This window comes from Variovorax sp. SG517 (assembly GCF_013376045.1).
Classification (GTDB): domain Bacteria; phylum Pseudomonadota; class Gammaproteobacteria; order Burkholderiales; family Burkholderiaceae_C; genus Variovorax.
The window spans coordinates 163,304-185,388 of the sequence record NZ_JABMJG010000005.1 but is presented as its reverse complement, the minus strand read 5'-3'; the positions used below and the strand labels follow the sequence as shown (position 1 = coordinate 185,388).

The window sequence follows — 22,085 nt, the reverse complement described above, 5'->3', positions numbered from 1 at the left end:
GCAACTGGTAGGCTGTGCCGGTATACATTCGTTTCTTTCAATGTCCTTTCTCCGCCGCGCGCTTTCGGGTTTTCCATTTTTCCGCGCGCCCATCGTCCGCCTGACCGACAGCCAAACACCTCCAAGATCGTGCCGTCCCGAATCTCTCCTCTTCAAATAAGTGCCTACACGGCCACCTGCGCCGTCGGTGTCGGCAAGGAAGCGCTGGCCGACGCGCTGGCGCAGTCGCGCAGCGGGCTGCGCGCCAACGACTTCGGCGACGCGCCGCTGCCCACCTGGATCGGCCGCGTCGACGGGGTCGAGGAGGCCCGGCTGCCCGAGTCGCTCGCGCAGTGGGACTGCCGCAACAACCGGCTCGCCTGGATGGGCCTGCAAGCCGACGGCTTCCTCGAGGCCGTGGCCGCGGCGCGCGAGAAGTACGGCGCCTCGCGCATCGCGCTGGTGCTGGGCACCTCCACCGCCAGCATCGGCGAGACCGAGCTGGCCTACACGCAGCTCGACGCGCAGGGCATGTTCCCGCCCGGGCAGCGCCGCGCCGAGGTGCACACGCCACATTCGCTGGCCATGTTCGCGCAGCAGCTGCTGGGCATCAGCGGGCCCAGCGAGACGATTTCGACCGCCTGCTCCTCCAGCGCCAAGGTGTTCGCCTCGGCCGAGCGGCTGATCCGCCTGGGCCTGGCCGACGCGGCCGTGGTCGGCGGGGCCGACACGCTGTGCGGCAGCGTGCTGTTCGGCTTCAATTCGCTCGAACTGGTGTCGAGCGAGCCCTGCCGGCCCTTCGACGCCGCGCGCAAGGGCATCAGCCTGGGCGAGGCCGCGGGCTTCGCGCTGGTCGAGCGCGTTCAGACCGGCGCAGATGCCGCGCCGCTGCACCTGCTGGGCTACGGCGAGGCGAGCGACGCGCACCACATGTCGACGCCGCACCCCGAGGGCCTAGGCGCCGAGCGCGCGCTCGACGAGGCACTGGCGCGCGCCGGCCTCGCGCCCGAGGCGATCGACTACATCAACATGCACGGCACCGCGAGCCAGAAGAACGACGAGGTCGAGGGCGCGCTGGTGGCGCGCCGCTTCCCGGCGCGCACTCACGCGAGCTCCACCAAGGGCTTCATGGGCCACACGCTGGGCGCGGCCGGCATCGTCGAGGCCGTCATCAGCCTGCTGGCGATCGAGCGCGGGCTGATGCCGGGCACCGTCAACACCCACACGCTGGACGAAGGCTTCGGCCCGCAGATCCGGCTGGAGCCGGCGCGCGGCGAAGTGCGCTATGCGCTGAGCAATTCCTTCGGCTTCGGCGGCAACAACTGCTCGCTGGTCTTCGGCAAGGCGGCATGAACGACATGAACCAGGCCGCACCCAAGCCCCCCACCCTCTACATCGAAGGCCCCGCCTTCTGGACGCCCACGCTGCCCGGCTGGGACGCCGCCCGTGCCGCCTTCCGCGGCGAAGGCGCGCTGGCCGATCCGCCCGCCAAGCGGCCCTCGCCGCAGGTGCTGGCCCCGGCCGAGCGCCGCCGCGCGCCCGACACCGTGGCGCTGGCGCTCGAAGTGGCCGCCGCCGCCCTCGCCGGCTCCGGCCGCAACGCCGCCGACGTGCCCTGCGTGTTCACTTCTGCGCACGGCGACCTGTCGATCAACGACTACATGTGCAGCACGCTCGCGAGCGATCCGAAGGGGCTGTCGCCCACCAAGTTCCACAACTCGGTGCACAACGCGGCCGTGGGCTACTGGACCATCGGCACCGGCTGCATGGCGGCCAGCAATGCGGTTTCGGCCTATGAGCACAGCTTCGCCTCGGGCCTGCTGGAGGCTGCGGTGCAATCCGCCTGCGACCAGGAGCCGGTGCTGCTGGTGGGCTACGACACCCCCACCCTGGGCGCGCTGGCTTCCGTCACCGACAGCCGCGGCCTGCTCGCGGTGGCGCTGGTGATCGCGAGCGAACCCGGCGAGCGCACCGTGGCGGCGCTCGACTGGTCACTCGTCAGCGAAGACGGCAAGGCTCCCGCAGCCACGCCGCCGCGCTCCGATGCCGCGAAGTCGCTGGCCGAGATCAATCCCATGGCCCAGTCGCTGGGCCTCTTCGAATCGCTGGCACATCTCGATGACGGCAATGTCGGCGGCACGGGCACGCCGGTCGACCTGCCGCTTTCCGCGTCCCTGTCGCTGCGGCTGCAGTTGCGGCCGCTCGCGCGGGGCTGAGCCCACGGCCACTGCAACCGGCGCTATGCTTTTCGCAGCATGGCTGGTTGACAGGGGTTGCCGAGGTTTACCCAACTTTACGGAGCGTTCAAGCCCTCTTGCTCCCGGTGGACGACCATGAAGCGCATGAGCACCCCCCAACTCCTGATGATCGAAGACGACGCCCGCCTGGCGCAGATGGTGGGCGAGTACCTGACGCAGTCGGGCTTCGCGTTCAACCATGCCGGCGACGGCGCCGCCGGGCTCGAGCAGCTGCAGCAGCACGCGCCCGACCTGGTGATCCTCGACCTGATGCTGCCGGACACCGACGGCCTTGAAGTCTGCCGCCGCATCCGCGCGCTGCCCGGTCCGCTGTCGAAGGTGTCGGTGCTGATGCTCACCGCCAAGGGCGACCCCATGGACCGCATCATCGGCCTGGAGATCGGTGCCGACGACTACCTGCCCAAGCCCTTCGAGCCGCGCGAGCTGCTGGCGCGCATCCGCGCCGTGCTGCGCCGCCGCGCCGAGAGCGCCACCGAGGCCGAGGCTTCGTCGGTGATGCGCTTCGGCACGCTGGAGATCGACCGCAACGCGCGCACCGTGTCGGTGGGCGGCGCGGTGGCCGACCTCACCTCCTACCAGTTCGACCTGCTGACGGCCATGGCCGAGCGCGCGGGCCGCGTGCTCACGCGCGACCAGATCATGGAAGCCGTGCGTGGCCGCGAGCTCGAAGCCTTCGACCGCTCCATCGACGTGCACATGGGCCGCATCCGCGCGGCCATCGAGGTCGACGCGAAGAACCCGAAGCGCATCCTCACGGTGCGCGGCGTGGGCTACGTCTTCGCCAAGCAGCAAGACTAGGCTGACCGCCGATGCTGCGCAGTCTCTATTCGCGCCACCTCTACGTCCGCATCTGGCTTGCGGTGGTGGGCGGCGTCGTCATCCTCACGCTGATGGCCAACTGGATCGTGCGCGAGGCCGCCGAGGCCGAGCGCGAGCGGCTCGCGCCGGTGCCGCGCAACGTGGTGGTGCTGGACGCGCAGGACAAGCCCATCGGCGCGGGCACCGCGCTGCGGGTTCCGGGCCAGGGCCTGGAGTTCGACGTGACGCTCAGCGACGGCAAGGCCATCACACTGCGCGTGGCGCCTCGCGAGCGGCCCACGGGCTCGACCGGCTTCGCGCCGTGGCGCACGCCCTTCGGGCTGGGCTGGATGATCGCGCTGGTGGGCGTGGCGGTGGCGCTGGGCGTGTACCCGATCGTGCGGCGCATCACGCAGCGGCTGGAATCGCTGCAGCGCGGCGTGCAGCGGTGGGGCGAGGGCGATCTCTCTGTGCGCGTGACAGAAGAAGGGCAGGACGAAGTGGCTGATCTATCCAAACGATTCAACGCGTCGGCCGAGCGCATCGAGCAGCTGGTGCGTTCGCACAAGTCGCTGCTGGCCAACGCCTCGCACGAGCTGCGCTCGCCGCTCACCCGCATCCGCATGGGCCTGGAGCTGATGGGCGAGCGCCCGAGCCAGTCGGCGCGCGAGGAGATTTCGCGCAACATCGGCGAACTCGACCAGCTCATCGACGAGATCCTGCTGGCCAGCCGGCTCGACGCCAGCGAGGCGGACATGGGCACCATCGAGCCGGTCGACCTGACCGGCCTCGCGGCAGAAGAATGCTCGCAAGTCAACGCCGAGCTCGACCTGGCCGACGGCACCGACAACGCCACCCTCACCGTGCCGGGCGTGTCGCGCCTGCTGCGCCGCGCCATCCGCAACCTGCTGGAGAACGCGCGCCGCTACGGCGCCGGCGAGATCGCGGTGGAACTCGGCAGTGCCAACGGCTATGCCACCGTGCGCGTGAACGACCGCGGCCCCGGCGTGCCGGCCGCCCTGCGCGAACGCATCTTCGAACCGTTCTACCGCCTGCCCGGCGCCAGCGAGCGCAACGGCGGCGTGGGCCTGGGGCTGGCGCTGGTGAAGTCGATCGCCGAGCGGCACGGCGGCACCGTGCGCTGCGAAGACCGTCCGGGCGGCGGCGCGAGCTTCGTGATCCGCCTGCCGGCGGCCGCGCGCAGCCACTGAGCGCGCACTGTCCACGCCCCCGCCCGCGCGGGGTCGTGGTCAGGTTGGCCCCGGGGACGCCAACTTAAAATCCCGGCCCTATGCAGAGATCGCACATCGTTCGGCCCGCGGCCATGTTCTGGGGGCTGGTGGTGTTCATGCCGGTCGGCGTCACCTATCTTTCGGCCATCGTGCTGCTGCTCGCCATGCTGGTGGCCGGCGGCCTCGGCGAGCGCTACGCGCGGCTGCGCGCCAATCCGCTGTGGTGGCCGGTGATGGCCTACTTCGCCTGGACCCTCATCGTGCTGGCCATTGGGCAGCACTATCCCGAGACCGGCTCCAACCTGTTCCACGGCATCCGCATCGGCCTCACGATGCTGATGGCGATGGCGCTCACGCGCGAAGAGGCCGTCTGGGCGCTGCGCGGCTTCCTGCTGGTCGCGGCGCTCAACATCGTGCTGGTCATCGTCTTCTACGCGGTCGGCGGCTTCAACATCTGGTCGCCGCTGCGCGCGGTGGTGATGGAGGTGGGCAACAAGTCGATCAGCAACGCGCTGCTGTTCAGCGTGGTGGCCTCCACCGCCGCGGTGTGGGGCATCGCGCAGATCGCCGCCCACAGGCCACTGCGCGCCATTCCGGCCTTCGTGCTGATGCTCGGGCTGGGCCTGGTGGTGGCGCTGCCGCTGACCTCCCGCACCTCGGTGCTCGCGCTGCTGCTGGTGATTCCGGTGGTGTGCATCCACCAGTGGCGCAGCCACCTGAAGATGCTGGTGGGCGCGCTGGTGCTGGGTGCCGTGGTGATGGGCGCCGGGCTCTACCAGCTTCCGCAGCTGCAGCACAAGGTCGAGGTCGGCGTGCAGGAACTCGAGGAGGCCCAGGCCGGCGCGGTCTTCAAGGGCAGCTGGGCCATCCGCTACTACATGTACCGCGACACCGGCCTCATGATCGCCGACCGTCCGTTCACCGGCTGGGGCATCGGCGGCTGGACCGACCAGTGGCACAAGCGCGGCCCCGCGCTGCTGGCCGACTCGAACATGCCGCACAACGACTTCCTCTGGGTCGGCGCCCAGGGCGGCCTGCCCGCGCTGCTGAGCCTGCTCTTCATCATGGTCGCCGCCGTCTGGCAGGCATGGAAGCGGCCCGACATCGCCGGCCGCTACGCGCTGGCGGCCACGCTGATCGCGCTGATCGCCTCGAGCGTGAACTCGGCCATGCGCGATGCGCAGATCGGCCTGGCGCTGCTGTTCATCTCGATGGTCTACCTGCGGCTCGCGCAGGAGAAGAACGACCCGAATCCGTGGCGCGGACTGCTGTCCTCGCGCCTGAAAAGCCTGGAGAGCCTGGAAAAAGACCCCGGCCGCCCGGCTGCCTGAAGAGGCATCGGACGACCGGGGCCGGTCGGTTCAGCGAACCAGCGGTTCGCCCGGGCTCAGTGCCGCGCCGACACCGCCTCGCCGGCCTTCAGCCGGTACACCGTGCCGCAATACGGGCACTTGGCTTCGCCGGTGCGCGCCACGTCGAGGTAGACCTTCGGGTGGCTGTTCCAGAGCTTCATGTCGGCCTTGGGGCTGGGGCAGAACACGCCGCCCTGATGATTGAGTTCCTTGGCCAGGAGTTCGACTACTGCATTGGTGGACATGGGATCGTTCTCTCGTTCTCTTCTTCTGCTCAGACTTTCGTGAGCCAGTGTGCGTACCTGGGATTCTTGCCGTTCACGATGTCGAAGAAGGCCGCCTGGATCTTCTCGGTGATCGGGCCGCGCGCGCCGCCGTCGCCGCGGTTGCCGATCTCGACGCGGTCGAGTTCGCGGATCGGCGTGACTTCAGCCGCCGTGCCGGTGAAGAAGGCTTCGTCGGCGACGTAGACCTCGTCGCGCGTGATGCGCTTCTGCACCAGTTCCAGGCCCAGGTCCTTGCACACGTGCAGGATGGTGTTGCGGGTGATGCCGTTGAGCGCGCCGGCCGAGAGGTCGGGCGTGTAGACCACGCCGCCCTTGACCACGAAGATGTTCTCGCCCGCGCCTTCGGACACGAAGCCGCTCGCGTCGAGCAGCAGCGCCTCGTCGTAGCCGTCGTCCAGCGCTTCCATGTTGGCCAGGATCGAGTTGGTGTAGTTGCTCACCGTCTTGGCCTGCGTCATCGTGATGTTGACGTGGTGGCGGGTGTAGCTCGAGGTCTTCACGCGGATGCCGCGCTTCATGCCCTCTTCGCCCAGGTAGGCGCCCCAGGACCAGGCCGCGACCATGGCGTGCACCTTGTTGCCCTTGGGGCTCACGCCCAGCTTCTCGGAGCCGATCCAGATCAGCGGGCGCAGGTAGCAGCTCTCGAGCTTGTTCTCGCGCACCACCTGCTTCTGGGCCTCGTTGAGCTGCTCCTGCGTGAAGGGGATCTTCATGCGCAGGATCTTGGCGCTGTTGAACAGGCGCTCGGTGTGCTCCGCCAGGCGGAAGATCGCGGTGCTGCCGTCGGCCGTCTTGTAGGCGCGCACGCCCTCGAAGGCGCCGCAGCCGTAGTGCAGCGTGTGGCTCAGCACGTGGATCTTGGCGTCGCGCCAGTCCACGAGTTCGCCGTCCATCCAGATCTTGCCGTCACGGTCGTCCAGCGAGGGGGGGATCGAGCTCATTTCCTGATTCCTTTGTTTGGGAAGCGGTGTGGGGTTGGTGCGACGAGGAGGGAAGTCGCAAAAGCTTGCGATTTTACGGCCGGGGCCGCAACGGGGTGCCCGACAATGGCCGGTTGTGCAAACCAGTGGGAAAAGGGTTTCCGTGTCCGTATTCAAGAACGTCATCGTCTATCGCATCGAACCTGCCTGGTCCCAGACACTGGCCGAGGCCGAAGAAGGCCTGGGCAAGCAGCGCTTCGAACCCTGCGGCCCCTCGCAGGAAAAGTCCGCCGGCTGGATCGAGCCCCGCGGCGAGGCCAACGGCCCGCTGGTGGAGTCCATCGACGGCCAGTGGCTGGTCGAATACATGATCGAGAGCAAGCAGGTGCCCGGCTCGGTCGTGCGCCGCAAGGTCGACGAGCGCTGCGCCCACATCGAGGCCACCACCGGCCGCAAGCCCGGCAAGAAGGAAAAGAAGGAGCTCAAGGAAGACATCACCCTGGAGCTGCTGCCCATGGCCTTCACCCGCAGCGCCCGCGTCACGGTGTGGATCGACAAGGCCGAGAACCGCCTGGTGATCAACACCGGCAACGCCTCGCGCGCCGACGAAGTGGTCACCAGCCTCGTGAAGTCGCTCGACGGCTTCGCGGTGGCCCTCATCAACACCCAGGTCGAACCCGCCGCCGCCATGGCCAACTGGCTGCTCACGCAGGAGCCGCCGGCCGGCTTCACCATCGACCGCGAGTGCGAGCTCAAGGCCTCGGACGACTCCAAGGCCGTGGTGCGTTATGCCAAGCACCCGCTGGACATCGACGAGGTCAAGCAGCACATCACAGACGGCAAGCGCCCCACCCGCCTCGCGCTGACCTGGGACGACCGCGTGTCCTTCGAGCTCACGCACGGCCTGCTGATCCGCAAGATCGCCTTCCTCGAAGGCACGGGCGACGGCGCGGCCGGCGGCAAGAAGGAAGACAACTTCGACGCCGACGTGGCCATCGCCACCGGCGAGCTGGGCCAGCTGGTGCCGGCGCTGCTCGATGCGCTGGGCGGCGAGGCGGCTTTCTCTGCAGCAGCGCCGGACGAAGCACCCAGGCCCGCTGCTGCAGCCGCGCCCACGACGACCGTGCCGGCCGATGCGCCCGAGGAAGAAGACGCGCCGTTCTGACGCGCCTTCATCGGCAGCTCAGGCGACCAGGTAAGTCTGGGCCAATCGCACCCAGCAGGCGGCTCCCAGCGGCAGCACTTCGTCGTTGAAGTCGTAGCCGGGGTTGTGGACCATGCAGCCGCCGAATTCGCCCTCGCCGTTGCCCAGCAGCAGGTAGCAGCCCGGCAGCTCGGAGAGCATCCAGGCGAAGTCCTCGCTGCCCGAGAAGCCCTTGGGCGCCTGCCTGACGACGTTCTCCTCGCCCACCAGCTCGGCGCACACCTGCGCCGCGAGTTCGGTCTCGGCGGCGGTGTTGACCACCGGGGGCACGAGCTGGCGGTAGTCGATCTCGGCTTCCACGCCGTGCGCCTGCGCGGTGAGGCTCACGATCTCGCGGATGCGCTGCTCGACCAGCGCGCGCGTCTCGGGCCGCGCCGCGCGCACGTTCAGGCCCAGCGAAACCGACTGCGGGATCACGTTGTGCGTCGCACCGCCGCGGATGAAGCCGACCGACACCACCGCCGTGTCGTCGGGCGCCACGTTGCGCGCCACCACCGTCTGCAGGGCCGTCACCACCGCCGCGGCGGCCGCGACCGGATCGCGCGCGCGGTGCGGCATGGCACCGTGCCCGCCCACGCCCTTGAGGGTGACGTCGGCCACGTCGGACGACAGCGTGACCGGGCCTTCGATTGCCATCATCGTGCCCACCGGCACGCCCGGCGCGTTGTGCAGCGCGTACACCGCGTCGCAGGGGAAGCGCTCGAACAGGCCGTCCTCAATCATGGCGCGCGCGCCGCAGAGGTTTTCTTCGTCGGGCTGGAAGATCAGGTTCAGCGTGCCGTCGAAGTTGCGCGCCTTCGCCAGCGCCTTGGCCGCCGCCAGCAGGATGGCCGTGTGGCCGTCGTGCCCGCAGGCGTGCATGCGACCGGCATTGCGGCTGGCGTACGGCAGGCCGGTGGCCTCGGTGATGGGCAGCGCGTCCATGTCGGCGCGGATGCCCAGCCGGCGAGTGCCGCTGCCGAGCCTGAGCTGCGCCACGATGCCGGTGCGGCCGACGCCGGTGTGCACCTCGTAGCCCCAGCTGCGCAGCAGGTTCGCGACCAGCTCGCTGGTGGCGTTCACCTCGAAGCCGAGCTCGGGGTTGGCGTGGATCTGCCGGCGGATGTCGACGAAGGCCTGGGTGTCGACGTCGGCCTGCGGCAGCAGGCGCGACAGGAGCTTGGTGGTCTGGGGGCTGAGTTGGCGGGTCATTCGTGGAGCTTCCTGCTTGTGGTCGTCGTGGGGTTCATGCCGCCTTGCGTTCGCGCAGGCTCAGCAGCGCGCAGAGGCTGATCACCCCGCAGGCCATCATGTAGAAGGCCGGCGAGAGCGGGTTGCCGGTCTTGGCGAGCAGCCAGGTCACGATGAACTGCGAGGAGCCGCCGAACACCGTCACGCCCACGCTGTAGATCACCGAGATGCCGCTGGCGCGCACGCCGGCCGGCAGCATCTCCAGCAGCATCAGGAACATGGGCGTGGTGCCGATGTTCACGCTCGCGGTGAGCAGCGCCGACAGGCACAGCACCAGCGGCACGCTCGGGTACTGGCCGATGAGCCAGAACACCGGGTACACCGCGATCACGCTGAAGAGCAGCGAGCCGACCACCAGCGGCTTGCGATTCGGCAGCCGGTCGGCCAGACGCCCCGCCACCAGCGACACCGCGAACAGCGTGATGCCCGTGACGCAGCCCGACAGCAGCGAGAGCGACGGCGGCATGTGCAGCACGCGGATCATGTAGGTGGGCATGAAGAACACCACTAGGTACATCGTGGCCGTGCCCGCGGTGGTGGCGAGGATGCCCCTGAGCACCAGGCCGCCGTGGTTGCGCAGCAGCCGGCCGATGGGGCTGGCCTCGTGGCTCTCGGCAACGTGCGTCTCTTCGAGGTGCGAGCGGATGTAGAGCCCCACCGGCGCGATCAACAGCCCGAGCAGGAACGGCAGGCGCCAGCCCCAGCTCTCCAGCGAGGCCTGCGGCAGCGCGGCATACAGCGCGGCGCCGGTGAGCGCGCCCAGCAGCGCCGACACGCCCTGGCTCGCGAGCTGCCAGCTCACGCGGAAGCCGCGGCCCTTCACGCCGCCCGCCTCCATCAGCATCGACGTGGCCGCGCCCACCTCGCCGCCGAGCGAGAAGCCCTGCAGCAGCCGGCCGGCGAGGATCATGAGCGAGCCGAACACGCCGGCCGACGCATACGGCGGCGCGAACGCGATGCACAGCGTGCCGAGCACCATGAGGCCGATGGTCAGCGTCATCGCGGCCTTGCGGCCCTTGCGGTCGGCGTAGTTGCCGATGATCACGCCGCCCAGCGGCCGCATCACGAAGCCGATGCCGAAGGTGGCCACCGCCAGCAGCAGCGAGCCGTAGGGGCTGTCGGAGGGGAAGAACAGCTTGCCGATCAGCAGCGAGAAGAAGCTGTAGACGGTGAAGTCGTACATCTCCAGCGCATTGCCCAGCGAGCAGGCGGCGATCAGGCGGAACTGGCTCTGCTTTCCCTTGCCGTGCGCCGTGGCGCCAGTTGAAGAAGAACCCAGGATCGGGCTTGCGGGCAATGCGGCTTCGCTCATCTAATGTCACTCCAACGTACAGGTTGCGGTGGGCCTCCGCATCGACCGTCGGCCCGTTCGCGGCGGAGTATTCAGGCAAAGCGCTGCGGCGAAGAATCACAAATTTTCATGCTGATAACCAAACGGCATCCCCGTCATAAACAGGCACCGGAAGCCATCGGGACAAGCCCCAAGACGCCTCTTTACGGCAGATCGGCACCACGATGAAGCTGCAACAGTTGCGCGTACTGCTGGCCGTGGCGCAGCACGGCAGCATCCACGAGGCTTCGCGCAGCCTGCACACCACGCAGCCTGCGCTGTCGAAGACCATCTCGGAGCTGGAGCGCGAGCTCGGCGTGACGCTGATGTCGCGCTCCACCCGCGGCGTGAGCCTCACGGCCTACGGCACGGCGCTGGTCAAGCGCGCGAGCGTGGTCGAGCAGGAACTGCGGCACGCGCTGGAAGACATCGAGGCGATCCGCGGGCACGACGAGGCACAGCTCAACATCGGTTTCACCGCCGTGGCCTCGAGCGGACCGCTACCCGATGCGATGGCGTCGTTCCGCAGGCGCTTTCCCAACGTGGCGCTGCGCGGCTTCGAGCTGCGGCCGCAGCAGATCTTCGAGGGCCTGCGCGAGGGCCGGCTCGACCTGGGGATGGTCTCCACCTGCAACGGGCCGGGCACCAACGCCTTCCAGTGGGAACTGCTGTTCTCTGTGGCCATGCACCTGTCGGTGCGCGCCGGGCACCCGCTTAGGCGCGTGCGCAGGCTGCAGCCGCTGGTGGACGCCGACTGGCTGGTGCTCGACCCCATCGACGACGCGGGCAGCCCGCTGGTGAGCATGATGAACATGCACGGGCTGGAGATGCCCAGGCGCATGGTGCACAGCGCCTCGAACCTGCTGGGGCTGCAGCTGGCCACGCAGACCGACCTGATCAGCATGTGGTCGGACTTCGTGTTCCACGGGGCGGGGCCGCTGCGGCTGCAGCCGCACCTGCTGGAGAAGCTGCCGATCACCGACGAACTGCCGGACTTCGACGTGTTCCTGGTCTACCGCTCGGCCGACCTGATGACGCATGCATGCGCCGAGTTCGCGAAGGAGGCGCGCCACCAGGCGAAGGCCAATCCGCCCTGGCGGCAGCCCGGGCGAAAGGGGAGTGCGGCCTAGGCTGCCGCGTTGCTGCCCTCGTCGTCAGCCGGTGTCTCGGGGCGCGTCAGCGTCCAGCTCTGCAGCTTGCCGCCTTTGAAGACGGTGTCGACGTACGAGCCGCCGCCGTCGGTCCAGCGGTAGTGCTCGGGCTGCTCGTCCTTGGGCGAGCGCAGTTCGCCGAGGGCGCGCGTCATCGCGATCACGTGCATCAGCGTCACGCCCGGCTTGAGCTTGGCGTTGAGCATCACGGCGCTGCCCACGTAGCCCACCGGCCGCTCGGCCGCGCGCTTGAGCACCTGCATGGCGCGGTTGAAGTGCAGCAGCAGGAACATCACGATCGCGCCGCCGGCCAGGGCGACGCCGCCCCAACCGCCGGCGCGCCAGGCCAGCGCCATGACGACGATGGCACCCAGAGGCAGCAGAAAGTTCTTGAAATTCATGGCGCGCATTGTCGCCGCCCGTGCACGCCGCCCCGAAGTAGCCAGCCCGACTACCGCAAGGGGCGAAAAACGGTACTCGGCTTCAAAAGCACCTGGCGCGGGCGCATCGGCTGGCACATTTCGCCGCACGGGCATCTGCCCGGGCCACCGAAAAGCGTATGACCATTCCGCGCTCCGTCACATTCGTTCGTCTCACCCTCGCCGCGACGCTCACGGCCGCCGCGCTCAGCGGCTGCTACGTCGTGCCGCTCGGGCAACCCGCTCCGGCAGCGCCGCCTTCGCAGGCCTACGCCGTCGCACCGGGCCCCGTCGCACAGACCTTCAACGCGCGGTTGTACCCGTCGAATGCCGAAGCCTCGCGCTACGGCGTCGTCGCCGGCACGGTGACCAACGACATGAACGGCCGCGGCCACTTCAACGCGCAGATCGGCGGCGAGCAGTTTCAGGGAGAGGCAACCCGGGTCGCCGGCTCGCGTGCCAACGGTGTGGCGAACGCCACCGGCAGCCGCGGCGGCAACCTGAGTTGCCAGTATTCGATGAACTCGGCCACGCTGGGCAGCGGCCAGTGCGTGCTCAACAGCGGACCGGCGTTCACGATGCACATAGGGGGATAGGGAGGGTAGGCCCGGCGCGTCATCGCGCGCGCCGGGTCATTTTTTTCCCGGTTTCAGTCGAGGCGGCGGACGACGTCCATCGCCTCCTCGATGCGGTCCACCGCGTGGATCGTCAGCCCTTCGATTTCCTTCGCGCCCTTCTTGGGCGCGTTCGCCTTCGGCACCACCGCCACGCTGAAGCCCAGCTTGGCGGCCTCGCGCAGGCGCTCCTGCCCGCGCGGCGCGGGGCGCACCTCGCCGGCCAGGCCCACTTCGCCGAATGCGATGAAGCCCTTGGGCATGGGCTTGCCGCGCAGGCTGGAGGTGATGGCCAGCATCACGGCCAGGTCGGCCGCGGGCTCGCTGATGCGCACGCCGCCCACCGCGTTGACGAACACGTCCTGGTCCATGCACGCCACGCCGGCATGGCGGTGCAGCACCGCCAGCAGCATCGCGAGGCGGTCGCGGTCCAGGCCCACCGAGAGGCGGCGCGGGCTGGGCCCGCCGTTGTCGACCAGCGCCTGGATCTCCACCAGCATCGGCCGCGTGCCTTCCAGCGTGACGAGCACCACGCTGCCCGGCACCGGCTCGGCATGCTGGCTGAGAAAGATCGCGCTCGGGTTGGTCACGCCCTTCAGGCCGCGCTCGGTCATCGCGAACACGCCGATCTCGTTGACCGCGCCGAAGCGGTTCTTGATGGCGCGCACGAGGCGGAAGCTCGAATGCGTGTCGCCCTCGAAGTACAGCACCGTGTCGACCATGTGCTCCAGCACGCGCGGGCCGGCGAGCGCGCCCTCCTTCGTGACGTGGCCCACCAGCACCACGGCCGTGCCGCTGGTCTTGGCGAAGCGCGTGAGGTGCGCCGCGCACTCGCGCACCTGCGCGACGGAGCCGGGCGCCGAGGTGAGCTGGTCGGAATACACGGTCTGGATCGAGTCGATCACCGCGATGGCCGGGCGCGTGGCGTCGAGCGTGGCGATGATCTTCTCCAACTGGATCTCCGCCAGCACCTGCACCTGCGAGTGATCGAGGCCCAGCCGCCTGGAGCGCAGCGCCACCTGCGAGCCGCTTTCCTCGCCGGTGACGTAGAGCGCGTTCTGCCCGGCGTGCTGCAGCGCGTCGACCGCCTGCAGCAGCAGCGTCGACTTGCCGATGCCCGGGTCGCCGCCGATCAGCGTGACGCCGCCCGAGACGATGCCGCCGCCCAGCACGCGGTCGAGCTCGTCGATGCCGGTGGGCGTGCGCGCGACGTCGGTCGCCTCGATCTCCGACAGGGTCGCGAGCTCCGATGCGCCCGCGAGCGATGCGAACTGGGTGCCGAAGCGGTTGTTGGCGGGCCCGCTGCCCGCGCCCGCGACCTGCTCGACGAGCGTGTTCCATGCGCCGCAGTTGGGGCATTTGCCCAGCCACTTCGGGCTGGTGCCGCCGCATTCGCTGCAGACGAAAGTTGTTTTGTCCTTGGCCATGCGGCGAGTTTAGGTGTCCGTACAAACCCTGACCCGCGGCTTCTTGAAAAGAAACGGCCAATTATTTAACATCTTAAATAATTTCGGAAGAGACAAGCCTTGAGCACCACATTCACTCATCGCAACCTGCCGCGCCTGCTGCTGCAGGCACGCGAGGCCGTGATGGCCCACACGCGGCCCAGCCTGCGGGAGCACGCGCTGTCCGACCAGCAGTGGCGCGTGCTGCGCGTGCTGGGCGAGCACGGCGCGGTCGACACCGGCCGCGTGGCGCGCGAGGCCTTCATCCTCGGGCCCAGCCTCACCGGCGTGCTCGCGCGCATGGAGCGCGACAACCTCATCACCCGCGCGCGCGATCCGGCCGACCAGCGCCGCACCGTGGTCGAGGCCACGCCGCACGGCATGAAGCTGGTGAAGCGGCTGGGAACCAGCATCGAGGCGCACTACGAGTGGATGGAAGAGTCCCTCGGCAAGGCCAAGCTCGCGCAGCTCTACGGGCTGCTCGACGAACTCATCGCACTGGAGCAACCCTCGCCATGAGCAGCACTCCCCATTTCCTGCCCACGGGCACGGTGTACGGCACCCTGCTCAACTTCCGCGCGGAGGTGGAGGCGCTCGCGCCGCAGATGACGCAGCCGCCCTACAAGGCACCGCCGAAGGCGCCCGTTCTCTACGTGAAGACGGCCAACACATGGAGCCCGCACGGCAGCGCCATCACGGTGCCGGCCGGCGTGCCGGAGGTCGAAGTCGGCGCAAGCATCGGCATGGTGATCGGCGCCGAGGGCGACGTCGAAGGCTTCGTGCTGATGAACGACCTGTCGATCCCGCATGCGAGCTTCTTCCGGCCGCCGGTCAAGTTCAAGTGCGTCGATGGCTTCCTCGGCATCGGCGCCGTGCTGCGCGACGCGCAAGAGGTGGCCGACCCCGCCGGTTTCCGCGTGGAGGTTCGCATCAACGGCGAGCCGAAGCAGTCGCTCGACTTCTCGCAGCTCGTGCGCCCGGCGCAGCAGCTGCTCGCCGACGTCGGCGAATTCATGACGCTCGCGCACGGCGATGTGCTGATGCTCGGCTGCGGCCCCGACAGCCCGCTGGCACGTGCGGGCGACCGCATCGACATCTCCGCGCCGGGGTTCGAGACCCTGAGCAACACGCTGGTGAAGGAAGCAACGGCATGAAGCACGCTCGCGTCATCTTCGAAGGCCGCGAGCACACCGGCACCAGCCATGAACTCGACGGCCGCCCCGACGCAGCGGTGCGGCTGGACGACGGCCGCGTCGTGCCGCAGGAGCAGCTGGTGTGGCTGCCGCCGCTCGCGCCCACCGCGCGCCCGCGCACCATCCTCGCGCTGGGCCTGAACTACGCCGACCACGCCAAGGAGCTCGAGTTCAAGGCGCCCGAGGAGCCGCTCGTGTTCGTCAAGGGCCAGAGCACGCTCATCGGCCATCGCCAGCAAACGCACCGCCCGGCCGGCGTGCAGTTCATGCACTACGAATGCGAGCTCGCCATCGTGGTCGGCAGGACAGCGAGGAACGTGAAGCGCGAGGACGCCTACGATTTCATCGGCGGCTACACGGTGGCCAACGACTACGCCATCCGCGACTACCTGGAGAACTGGTACCGCCCCAACCTGCGCGTGAAGAACCGCGACACCTGTACGCCGCTGGGCCCGTGGTTCGTCGATGCGGCCGATGTGCCCGACCCGATGGCGCTCGCACTGCGCACCACCGTCAACGGCACCGTCACGCAGCAAGGCAACACGCGCGACATGATCTTCGACGCGCCCTTCCTCATCGAGTACTTCAGCCGCTTCATGACGCTCTCGCCGGGCGACCTGATCCTCACCGGCACGCCCGACGGCGTGGTCGACTGCAAGCCGGGCGACGTGATCGTCACCGAGATCGAGGGCGTAGGCGCGCTGGTCAACACCATCGCCGCTGCCTGACCCTGCGCGCGTCGCAGACCTGCTACGGCGACGCTTCTTTCATTGCCACATCCATAACCCGATCAGCGGAGACAACACGACATGATCACCGGCAGAAAGCTCCTCCAGTTCACCGCGGCCGCTCTGGCGCTGGCCGTCTCGGCCACGGCCATTGCACAGACCGCCTACCCCGCCAAGCCCGTGCGCTGGGTGGTCGGCTACCCGGCCGGCGGCGGCACCGACTTCCTCGCGCGCACCGTGGGCGCGCAGGTCTCGCAGCAGATGGGCCAGCCGGTGCTGGTGGACAACCGTCCCGGCGCGGGCGCGATCATCGCGTCGGAGAACGTGGCGCGCTCGCCCGGCGACGGCTACACCGTGTTCTCCGCCGACAACGGCGTGCTGGTCTACAACCCCGCGCTTTACAAGAAGCTGCCCTACGACGCGGAGAAAGACTTCGCGCTCGTCGGCTTGATGGGCCGCTCGCCGCTCATCATCACCGCCGCGCCCAACGCGGGCATCGCCGATGCGAAGGCGCTGCTGGCCGCACTCAAGGCCTCGCCCGGCAAGTACAGCATCGCGACGCCGGGCACCGGCAGCCCGCACCATCTCGCCTACGAACTGTTCCAGCGGGAGGCCGGCGTGTCGATGCTGCACGTGCCCTACAAGGGCGGCGCCCCGGCGCTGCAGGACCTGATGGGCGGCCAGGTCGCGCTAATGATGCTCGACCTGCCCAGCGGCGTGAGCGCCATCAAGGCCGGCAAGGTGATCCCGCTGCTGGCCATGTCGGGCGAGCGCGTGCCGCAGCTGCCCAACGTGCCCACGGCCAAGGAGCTCGGCTTCGCCAATGTCGAGGCCTACACATGGCAGGGCCTCGTGACGCCCGCGGCCACGCCCAGGGAAGTGCAGGCGAAGCTGGGCAGCGAACTGCAGAAAGCCATGGCCGACGCCGGCGTGAAGCAGAAGCTCTACGACGCCGGCTGGGAGGCACGCCCCGCCGACGCCACCGAAATGACGCGCTACGCCGATTCGGAGCGCAGGAAGTGGCACGCCCTCATCAAGGCGCGCGACATCAAACTGGACTGACAGATCCGGACCCTTTTGGACCTTTTCCATGCAACAGATCGACCATCTCATCGGCGGCAAGTCCGTCAAGGGCTCGGACTACTTCGAGACCGTCAACCCCGCAACGCAGGAAGTTCTGGCCGAAGTCGCCTCGGGCGGCGAAGCCGAAGTCAACGCCGCTGTGGCCGCCGCCAAGGAAGCATTTCCCAAGTGGGCCGGCATGCCCGCGCCCGAGCGCGCGAAGCTGATCCGCAAGCTCGGCGATCTGATCGCGAAGAACGTGCCCGAGATCGCGCAGACCGAGACCAACGACTGCGGCCAGGTCATCGCGCAGACCGGCAAGCAGCTGGTGCCGCGCGCGGCCGACAACTTCTACTACTTCGCAGAGATGTGCACGCGCGTGGACGGCCACACCTACCCCACGCCCACGCACCTGAACTACACGCTGTTCCATCCGGTGGGCGTGTGCGCGCTCATCAGCCCGTGGAACGTGCCCTTCATGACGGCCACCTGGAAGGTCGCACCCTGCCTGGCCTTCGGCAACACCGCGGTGCTGAAGATGAGCGAGCTCTCGCCGCTGACGGCCGCGCGACTCGGTGAACTGGCGCTGGAAGCCGGCATTCCGCCGGGCGTACTGAACCTGGTGCACGGCTACGGCAAGGAAGCCGGAGAGCCGCTGGTGAGCCACCCCGACGTGCGCGCCATCTCGTTCACCGGCTCCACGGCCACCGGCAACCGCATCGTGAAGAGCGCGGGCCTGAAGAAGTTCAGCATGGAACTCGGCGGCAAGAGCCCCTTCGTGATCTTCGAGGACGCCGACCTCGACCGCGCGCTCGATGCGGCCGTATTCATGATCTTCAGCAACAACGGCGAGCGCTGCACAGCCGGCTCGCGCATCCTCGTGCAGCAGTCGATCTACGCCGACTTCGCAGCCAGGTTCGCCGAGCGTGCGAAGCGCATCACGGTGGGCGACCCGCTGGACGAGAAGACCATCGTCGGCCCGATGATCTCGCAGGCCCACCTGGCCAAGGTGCGCAGCTACATCGAGCTGGGGCCGAAGGAAGGTGCGACGCTGCTTTGCGGCGGGCTGGAAGCGCCATCGAACCTGCCCGACCGCGTGAAGAAGGGCAACTACGTGGCGCCCACGGTGTTCGCCGACGTGGACAACCGCATGAAGATCGCGCAGGACGAGATCTTCGGACCGGTCGCCTGCCTCATTCCGTTCAAGGACGAGGCGCACGCCATCGAGCTAGCCAACGACATCCAATACGGCCTCTCCAGCTACGTGTGGACCGAGAACATCGGCAAGGCTCATCGCGTGGCCGCCGCCGTGGAAGCCGGCATGTGCTTCGTCAACAGCCAGAACGTGCGCGATCTGCGCCAGCCCTTCGGCGGCACCAAGGCCTCGGGCACCGGCCGCGAAGGCGGCACCTGGAGCTACGAGGTGTTCTGCGAGCCGAAGAACGTGGCGGTGTCGCTGGGCTCGCATCACATTCCGCACTGGGGCGTGGCGTGAACACCCGACGCCGCACGCTGCTGCAGGGCGCGGCCGCATTGGCGGCCCTGCCCTCGCTCGCACGCGCGCAGGGCACATGGCCCGCCAGGCCGATCCGCGTGATCGTGCCCTTCACCCCCGGCGGCACCACCGACTTCGTCGCGCGCCTCGTCGGCACGGAGCTGTCGAAGACGCTGGGCCAGTCGGTGATCGTCGACAACAAGCCCGGCGCGGGCACGGTGATCGGCGTCGACGCCGCCGCCAAGGCCGCGCCCGACGGCTACACCTTCGTCTGCGTGGCCAACAGCTTCACGGCCAACCAGACGCTGATCCGCAAGCTGCCCTACGACACGCAGAAAGACCTGCGCCCGGTGGCGCTCATGGGCATGTCGGAGCACGTGCTGGCCACGCATCCGGGCAGCGGCCTGAAGACGCTGGCCGACCTGCGCAACGCCGCCAAGGCGAAGCCCGGCACGCTGAGCTTCGCTTCCTTCGGCAACGGCACCTCGGCCCATCTCTCGGGCGAGATGCTCAGGCTGCAGATGGGCCTGGACATCGTGCACGTGCCCTACAAGGGCCAGGGGCCGGCGCTCACCGACCTGCTCGGCGGCCAGGTGACGATGATGTTCGGCAACTGGCCCGAGTTCCGCGGCCACATCCAGAGCGGCAAGCTGGTGGCGCTGGGCATGGCGACCGCGCAGCGCTCGCAGTACGCGCCGGCCATACCCACACTGGCCGAACAGGGCGTGGCCATCGAGTCCAATTCCTGGAACGGCCTGCTGGCGCCCGCCGGCACGCCCGACGCCGTCGTGCAGCGCATGAACGCCGAGGTGAACCGCGCGCTCGCGGGCCCTGCCGTGACCGATGCCTTCCAGAAGGGCGGCATCGCGTCGCTGTCGGGCACGCCCGAGCGCTTCGCGGCCTTCATCCAGAGCGAGATCGCGAAGTACGCCGAGGTGATCCGCAAGGCCAACATCCAGATCGAGGGCTGAACCATGAGCCTCTATGCGATGCAGAAATTCCTCTTCGCGCTCAACCGCGAGCCGGAGGTGCAGCGCCGCTATGCCGAAGGCGGCGAGGCGCGCGCGGCGCTGCTGGGCGCCTACGACTTCACCGAAGAGGAGCGCGAGGCCATCGACACCGGCGACATCGGCAAGCTCTACGTGCTCGGCTGCAACGGCCAGCTGCTGATGCACTTCGCGCCGCTGCTGGGCATTCCGTGGGCCGACTACCTCGAGGCCATGCGCGAAGGGGTGCGAAAGTACGGCCCGGTGCGCGCGGGGATCTATGCCATGACAACGGGAACCGACGAGAAAGTGGCGGGCGTATGAGTCTGGTTTTTGCAGGCGTGTGCAGTCACGCCCCTGGTATCACCGGCCGCGCGCATCTTGCCGACCCGGCGGTGAAGGACGAATTCCACGCGCAGTTCCATCGCTTCGGCGAGGCGATGCGCGCGACGAAGCCCGACGCGGTGATCGTGATCGCCGCCGAGCACTTCGCGAACTTCTTCATGAACAACATGCCGGCCTACGCGATCGGCATGGCTGACAGCTACGAGGGCCCGATCGAAGACCCGAAGTGGCTGGGCATCGAGAAGCACCGCATCCCCGGCGACGCCGCGCTCTCGCAGCGGCTGATCCGCGAGGTGATGCAGACGGTGGACGTGGCCTACGCGGAAGAGTGGAAGTTCGATCACGGCATCATGGTGCCGCTGAACTTCCTCACGCCGAAGTTCGACACCAAGATCATTCCCGTGAACATCAACTGCCAGGGTCCGCCGCTCACGCCGCTGCACCGCGCATGGGCCTTCGGCGAGGCATTGCGCCGCGCCTGCGACAAGGTGCCCGAGCGCATTGCGCTGGTAGGCACGGGCGGCATCTCGCACTGGCCGGCCACGCCCGACTCGGGCAAGGTCAACGCCGTATGGGACGCCGAATTCATGCGCCGCTGGTGCGCCAACGACCACGAGGCGCTGCTTTCGCAGCACGACTACAGCGACGAGGCCACCTACCGCGAGGCGGGCCAGGGCGGCTTCGAGATCCGCACCTTCATCAGCGTGGCGGCCGCCGCGCGCGGCAAGGGCGAGATCTTCCACATGAAGGCCATCCCGATCTTCGCGGTGACCTGCACGGCCGCGACGATGTCGGTCGAATGAACGCAAGGAAGCGACGATGCCCCACCTGGTGATCCTCTACACGCCGAACATCGAGGCCGAGACCGACATGCAGGCCCTGTGCCGCACGCTGGCCGACACCATGCTGGAGCAGCGCGACGAGGCCGGCAAGCCGGTGTACCCCGCCGGCGGCACGCGCGTGCTGGCCTACCCGGCAGCGCACTTTGCAGTGGCCGACGGCAAGGCCGACTACGCCTTCGTGTACCTCAACCTGCGCATGGCTGCGGGCCGCTCCGAGGCGGTGAAGAAGAATGCCGGCGACGACCTGCTGGCGGCCGTGCGTGCGCACTTCGCACCGATCTTCGACAAGCGCCACATCGGCATCACGCTGCAGATCGACGAGAGCCCGGGGCAGGTGTACGACCGCAAGCACAGCAACCTGCATCCACTGTTCAACAAGACCTGAACGACAAGAAGAGAGCGCCCCCAATGCTGTCCCAAGCCACCATCGCCCAACTGGCCGCCGAGCTGCACGAAAGCGAGAAGTCGCGCGTGCAGGTCGAGCACTTCTCCAAGCGCTTTCCCGAGATGACCATCGACGACGGCTACGCCATCTCGCGCGAGTGGGTGAAGACCAAGATCGCCGAGGGCCGCACCGTCAAGGGCCACAAGATCGGCCTGACCTCGCGCGCGATGCAGCAGTCCAGCCAGATCGACGAGCCCGACTACGGCACGCTGCTGGACGACATGTTCTTCGAGCAGGGCGGCGACATCCCGTTCAAGCGCTTCATCGCGCCGCGCATCGAGGTCGAGCTGGCATTCGTCCTCGGCAGGAAGCTGCAGGGCCCGGACGTGACGATGTTCGACGTGCTGGCCGCCACCGACTACGTGGTGCCCGCCATCGAGATCATCGACGCGCGCATCGAGCAGTTCGACCGCCACACCAAGGCGCCGCGCAAGGTGTTCGACACCATCTCCGACAACGCGGCCAACGCCGGCATCGTGATGGGCGGGCGTCCCGTGAAGCCCGATGCGGTCGATCTGCGCTGGGTGAGCGCGCTGCTGTTCAAGAACGGCGTGATCGAGGAGTCGGGCGTGGCCGCCGCCGTGCTCAACCATCCGGCAAACGGCGTGGCCTGGCTCGCGAACAAGCTCGCGCCGTGGGACGAATGCCTGGAGGCCGGCGAGGTGGTGCTGGGCGGCTCGTTCACGCGGCCGACCACGGCCGTGCCCGGCGACACTTTCCACGCCGACTACGGACCTCTGGGCTCCATCTCTTTTCGTCTAGTCTGAACG

General features: G+C 68.6%; 24 protein-coding genes. 18 read left to right on the top strand and 6 right to left on the bottom strand.

What is annotated here, in order from left to right:
- The first annotated feature begins 129 nt into the window (after positions 1–129).
- The 5 genes from FHT32_RS16790 (at position 130) to FHT32_RS16770 (ending at position 5,598) form a co-directional block, all read left to right on the top strand.
- Positions 130–1,332, top strand: a complete 1,203-nt coding sequence (locus tag FHT32_RS16790) for a beta-ketoacyl-[acyl-carrier-protein] synthase family protein (RefSeq protein ID WP_176665739.1) — start codon at positions 130–132, stop codon at positions 1,330–1,332.
- Positions 1,329–2,195, top strand: a complete 867-nt coding sequence (locus FHT32_RS16785) for a beta-ketoacyl synthase chain length factor (protein WP_256099030.1) — start codon at positions 1,329–1,331, stop codon at positions 2,193–2,195. The genes FHT32_RS16790 and FHT32_RS16785 overlap by 4 nt, the downstream gene beginning before the upstream one ends.
- A 117-nt stretch (positions 2,196–2,312) precedes the next feature.
- On the top strand, positions 2,313–3,035 hold the full coding sequence (locus FHT32_RS16780; protein ID WP_126022422.1) for a response regulator: 723 nt from the start codon (positions 2,313–2,315) through the stop codon (positions 3,033–3,035).
- A gap of 11 nt (positions 3,036–3,046) precedes the next feature.
- Positions 3,047–4,246 (top strand): ATP-binding protein, encoded by a 1,200-nt coding sequence (locus FHT32_RS16775; RefSeq protein WP_176665738.1) that lies wholly within the window; start codon positions 3,047–3,049, stop codon positions 4,244–4,246.
- A gap of 80 nt (positions 4,247–4,326) precedes the next feature.
- Positions 4,327–5,598: an O-antigen ligase gene (locus FHT32_RS16770; protein WP_256099029.1), complete on the top strand. Its 1,272-nt coding sequence runs from the start codon at positions 4,327–4,329 to the stop codon at positions 5,596–5,598.
- A gap of 56 nt (positions 5,599–5,654) precedes the next feature.
- Here the strand turns inward: FHT32_RS16770 and FHT32_RS16765 are convergent, their stop codons facing one another.
- Together FHT32_RS16765 and FHT32_RS16760 are read right to left on the bottom strand one after the other, a co-directional pair.
- Positions 5,655–5,864: a zinc-finger domain-containing protein gene (locus tag FHT32_RS16765; RefSeq protein ID WP_013538728.1), complete on the bottom strand. Its 210-nt coding sequence runs from the start codon at positions 5,862–5,864 to the stop codon at positions 5,655–5,657.
- Between the two features lie 29 nt (positions 5,865–5,893).
- Entirely contained in the window at positions 5,894–6,847 is a 954-nt protein-coding gene (locus tag FHT32_RS16760) for a branched-chain amino acid transaminase (RefSeq protein ID WP_176665737.1), read from the bottom strand.
- 142 nt (positions 6,848–6,989) lie between these two features.
- Between FHT32_RS16760 and FHT32_RS16755 the strand changes: the two genes are divergently transcribed.
- A complete protein-coding gene (locus FHT32_RS16755; protein WP_176665736.1) occupies positions 6,990–7,991 on the top strand; it encodes a recombination-associated protein RdgC in 1,002 nt (333 codons plus the stop codon).
- 18 nt (positions 7,992–8,009) lie between these two features.
- Here the strand turns inward: FHT32_RS16755 and FHT32_RS16750 are convergent, their stop codons facing one another.
- A complete protein-coding gene (locus FHT32_RS16750) occupies positions 8,010–9,221 on the bottom strand; it encodes a M20 aminoacylase family protein (protein ID WP_176665735.1) in 1,212 nt (403 codons plus the stop codon).
- Between the two features lie 34 nt (positions 9,222–9,255).
- On the bottom strand, positions 9,256–10,572 hold the full coding sequence (locus FHT32_RS16745) for an MFS transporter (protein WP_176665734.1): 1,317 nt from the start codon (positions 10,570–10,572) through the stop codon (positions 9,256–9,258).
- Positions 10,573–10,775: 203 nt separating this feature from the next.
- Between FHT32_RS16745 and FHT32_RS16740 the strand changes: the two genes are divergently transcribed.
- Positions 10,776–11,720 carry a LysR family transcriptional regulator gene (locus FHT32_RS16740; protein WP_176665733.1) on the top strand — a complete coding sequence of 315 codons (945 nt, stop codon included), beginning with the start codon at positions 10,776–10,778 and terminating at the stop codon, positions 11,718–11,720.
- Here the strand turns inward: FHT32_RS16740 and FHT32_RS16735 are convergent.
- Entirely contained in the window at positions 11,717–12,151 is a 435-nt protein-coding gene (locus tag FHT32_RS16735; protein WP_176665732.1) for a glycerate kinase, read from the bottom strand. The genes FHT32_RS16740 and FHT32_RS16735 overlap by 4 nt on opposite strands.
- 149 nt (positions 12,152–12,300) lie before the next feature.
- On the opposite strand from FHT32_RS16735, the gene FHT32_RS16730 reads away from it, so the two are divergent.
- Positions 12,301–12,756, top strand: coding sequence for a hypothetical protein (locus FHT32_RS16730; RefSeq protein WP_176665731.1), 456 nt, complete (start codon positions 12,301–12,303; stop codon positions 12,754–12,756).
- A gap of 53 nt (positions 12,757–12,809) precedes the next feature.
- Here FHT32_RS16730 and radA read toward each other — a convergent pair whose 3' ends face one another.
- Entirely contained in the window at positions 12,810–14,201 is a 1,392-nt protein-coding gene (gene radA, locus FHT32_RS16725; RefSeq protein WP_176665730.1) for a DNA repair protein RadA, read from the bottom strand.
- A 99-nt stretch (positions 14,202–14,300) separates the two neighbouring features.
- Between radA and hpaR the strand changes: the two genes are divergently transcribed.
- From hpaR to hpaH, 10 genes are all read left to right on the top strand, one after another.
- Positions 14,301–14,738, top strand: coding sequence for a homoprotocatechuate degradation operon regulator HpaR (gene hpaR / locus FHT32_RS16720; protein WP_176665729.1), 438 nt, complete (start codon positions 14,301–14,303; stop codon positions 14,736–14,738).
- Entirely contained in the window at positions 14,735–15,373 is a 639-nt protein-coding gene (locus FHT32_RS16715) for a fumarylacetoacetate hydrolase family protein (RefSeq protein WP_176665728.1), read from the top strand. The genes hpaR and FHT32_RS16715 overlap by 4 nt, the downstream gene beginning before the upstream one ends.
- The gene (locus tag FHT32_RS16710) at positions 15,370–16,140 is read left to right on the top strand and encodes a fumarylacetoacetate hydrolase family protein (RefSeq protein WP_176665727.1); all 771 of its coding nucleotides are present in this window, start codon (positions 15,370–15,372) and stop codon (positions 16,138–16,140) included. Before FHT32_RS16715 ends, FHT32_RS16710 begins: the two co-directional genes overlap by 4 nt.
- 81 nt (positions 16,141–16,221) lie before the next feature.
- A complete protein-coding gene (locus tag FHT32_RS16705; RefSeq protein ID WP_176665726.1) occupies positions 16,222–17,202 on the top strand; it encodes a tripartite tricarboxylate transporter substrate binding protein in 981 nt (326 codons plus the stop codon).
- 28 nt (positions 17,203–17,230) lie between these two features.
- Positions 17,231–18,697: a 5-carboxymethyl-2-hydroxymuconate semialdehyde dehydrogenase gene (hpaE, locus tag FHT32_RS16700; RefSeq protein ID WP_176665725.1), complete on the top strand. Its 1,467-nt coding sequence runs from the start codon at positions 17,231–17,233 to the stop codon at positions 18,695–18,697.
- Positions 18,694–19,668, top strand: a complete 975-nt coding sequence (locus tag FHT32_RS16695) for a tripartite tricarboxylate transporter substrate binding protein (protein WP_176665724.1) — start codon at positions 18,694–18,696, stop codon at positions 19,666–19,668. The genes hpaE and FHT32_RS16695 overlap by 4 nt, the downstream gene beginning before the upstream one ends.
- Before the next feature lie 3 nt (positions 19,669–19,671).
- Positions 19,672–20,007 carry an aromatic ring-opening dioxygenase subunit LigA gene (locus tag FHT32_RS16690; RefSeq protein ID WP_126022439.1) on the top strand — a complete coding sequence of 112 codons (336 nt, stop codon included), beginning with the start codon at positions 19,672–19,674 and terminating at the stop codon, positions 20,005–20,007.
- Complete coding sequence (locus FHT32_RS16685) at positions 20,004–20,831, top strand: extradiol ring-cleavage dioxygenase (protein WP_176665723.1); 828 nt, start codon at positions 20,004–20,006, stop codon at positions 20,829–20,831. Before FHT32_RS16690 ends, FHT32_RS16685 begins: the two co-directional genes overlap by 4 nt.
- 16 nt (positions 20,832–20,847) lie before the next feature.
- Positions 20,848–21,255, top strand: a complete 408-nt coding sequence (locus FHT32_RS16680) for a 5-carboxymethyl-2-hydroxymuconate Delta-isomerase (RefSeq protein ID WP_176665722.1) — start codon at positions 20,848–20,850, stop codon at positions 21,253–21,255.
- A 23-nt stretch (positions 21,256–21,278) separates the two neighbouring features.
- Complete coding sequence (hpaH, locus tag FHT32_RS16675; RefSeq protein ID WP_176665721.1) at positions 21,279–22,082, top strand: 2-oxo-hept-4-ene-1,7-dioate hydratase; 804 nt, start codon at positions 21,279–21,281, stop codon at positions 22,080–22,082.
- Positions 22,083–22,085 lie beyond the last annotated feature (3 nt).

Excerpts from the sequence above, each read along its gene's own strand:
- FHT32_RS16765 (WP_013538728.1), bottom strand. The coding sequence starts at position 5,864 with ATGTCCACCAATGCAGTAGTCGAACTCCTGGCCAAGGAACTCAATCAT.
- FHT32_RS16680 (WP_176665722.1), top strand. The coding sequence starts at position 20,848 with ATGCCCCACCTGGTGATCCTCTACACGCCGAACATCGAGGCCGAGACC.
- FHT32_RS16745 (WP_176665734.1), bottom strand. The coding sequence starts at position 10,572 with ATGAGCGAAGCCGCATTGCCCGCAAGCCCGATCCTGGGTTCTTCTTCA.
- FHT32_RS16775 (WP_176665738.1), top strand. The coding sequence starts at position 3,047 with ATGCTGCGCAGTCTCTATTCGCGCCACCTCTACGTCCGCATCTGGCTT.
- FHT32_RS16735 (WP_176665732.1), bottom strand. The coding sequence starts at position 12,151 with ATGCGCGCCATGAATTTCAAGAACTTTCTGCTGCCTCTGGGTGCCATC.
- FHT32_RS16690 (WP_126022439.1), top strand. The coding sequence starts at position 19,672 with ATGAGCCTCTATGCGATGCAGAAATTCCTCTTCGCGCTCAACCGCGAG.
- FHT32_RS16750 (WP_176665735.1), bottom strand. The coding sequence starts at position 9,221 with ATGACCCGCCAACTCAGCCCCCAGACCACCAAGCTCCTGTCGCGCCTG.
- FHT32_RS16685 (WP_176665723.1), top strand. The coding sequence starts at position 20,004 with ATGAGTCTGGTTTTTGCAGGCGTGTGCAGTCACGCCCCTGGTATCACC.
- FHT32_RS16730 (WP_176665731.1), top strand. The coding sequence starts at position 12,301 with ATGACCATTCCGCGCTCCGTCACATTCGTTCGTCTCACCCTCGCCGCG.
- FHT32_RS16785 (WP_256099030.1), top strand. The coding sequence starts at position 1,329 with ATGAACGACATGAACCAGGCCGCACCCAAGCCCCCCACCCTCTACATC.
- FHT32_RS16740 (WP_176665733.1), top strand. The coding sequence starts at position 10,776 with ATGAAGCTGCAACAGTTGCGCGTACTGCTGGCCGTGGCGCAGCACGGC.
- hpaE (WP_176665725.1), top strand. The coding sequence starts at position 17,231 with ATGCAACAGATCGACCATCTCATCGGCGGCAAGTCCGTCAAGGGCTCG.
- FHT32_RS16710 (WP_176665727.1), top strand. The coding sequence starts at position 15,370 with ATGAAGCACGCTCGCGTCATCTTCGAAGGCCGCGAGCACACCGGCACC.
- radA (WP_176665730.1), bottom strand. The coding sequence starts at position 14,201 with ATGGCCAAGGACAAAACAACTTTCGTCTGCAGCGAATGCGGCGGCACC.
- FHT32_RS16770 (WP_256099029.1), top strand. The coding sequence starts at position 4,327 with ATGCAGAGATCGCACATCGTTCGGCCCGCGGCCATGTTCTGGGGGCTG.
- FHT32_RS16705 (WP_176665726.1), top strand. The coding sequence starts at position 16,222 with ATGATCACCGGCAGAAAGCTCCTCCAGTTCACCGCGGCCGCTCTGGCG.
- FHT32_RS16715 (WP_176665728.1), top strand. The coding sequence starts at position 14,735 with ATGAGCAGCACTCCCCATTTCCTGCCCACGGGCACGGTGTACGGCACC.
- FHT32_RS16780 (WP_126022422.1), top strand. The coding sequence starts at position 2,313 with ATGAAGCGCATGAGCACCCCCCAACTCCTGATGATCGAAGACGACGCC.
- hpaH (WP_176665721.1), top strand. The coding sequence starts at position 21,279 with ATGCTGTCCCAAGCCACCATCGCCCAACTGGCCGCCGAGCTGCACGAA.
- FHT32_RS16760 (WP_176665737.1), bottom strand. The coding sequence starts at position 6,847 with ATGAGCTCGATCCCCCCCTCGCTGGACGACCGTGACGGCAAGATCTGG.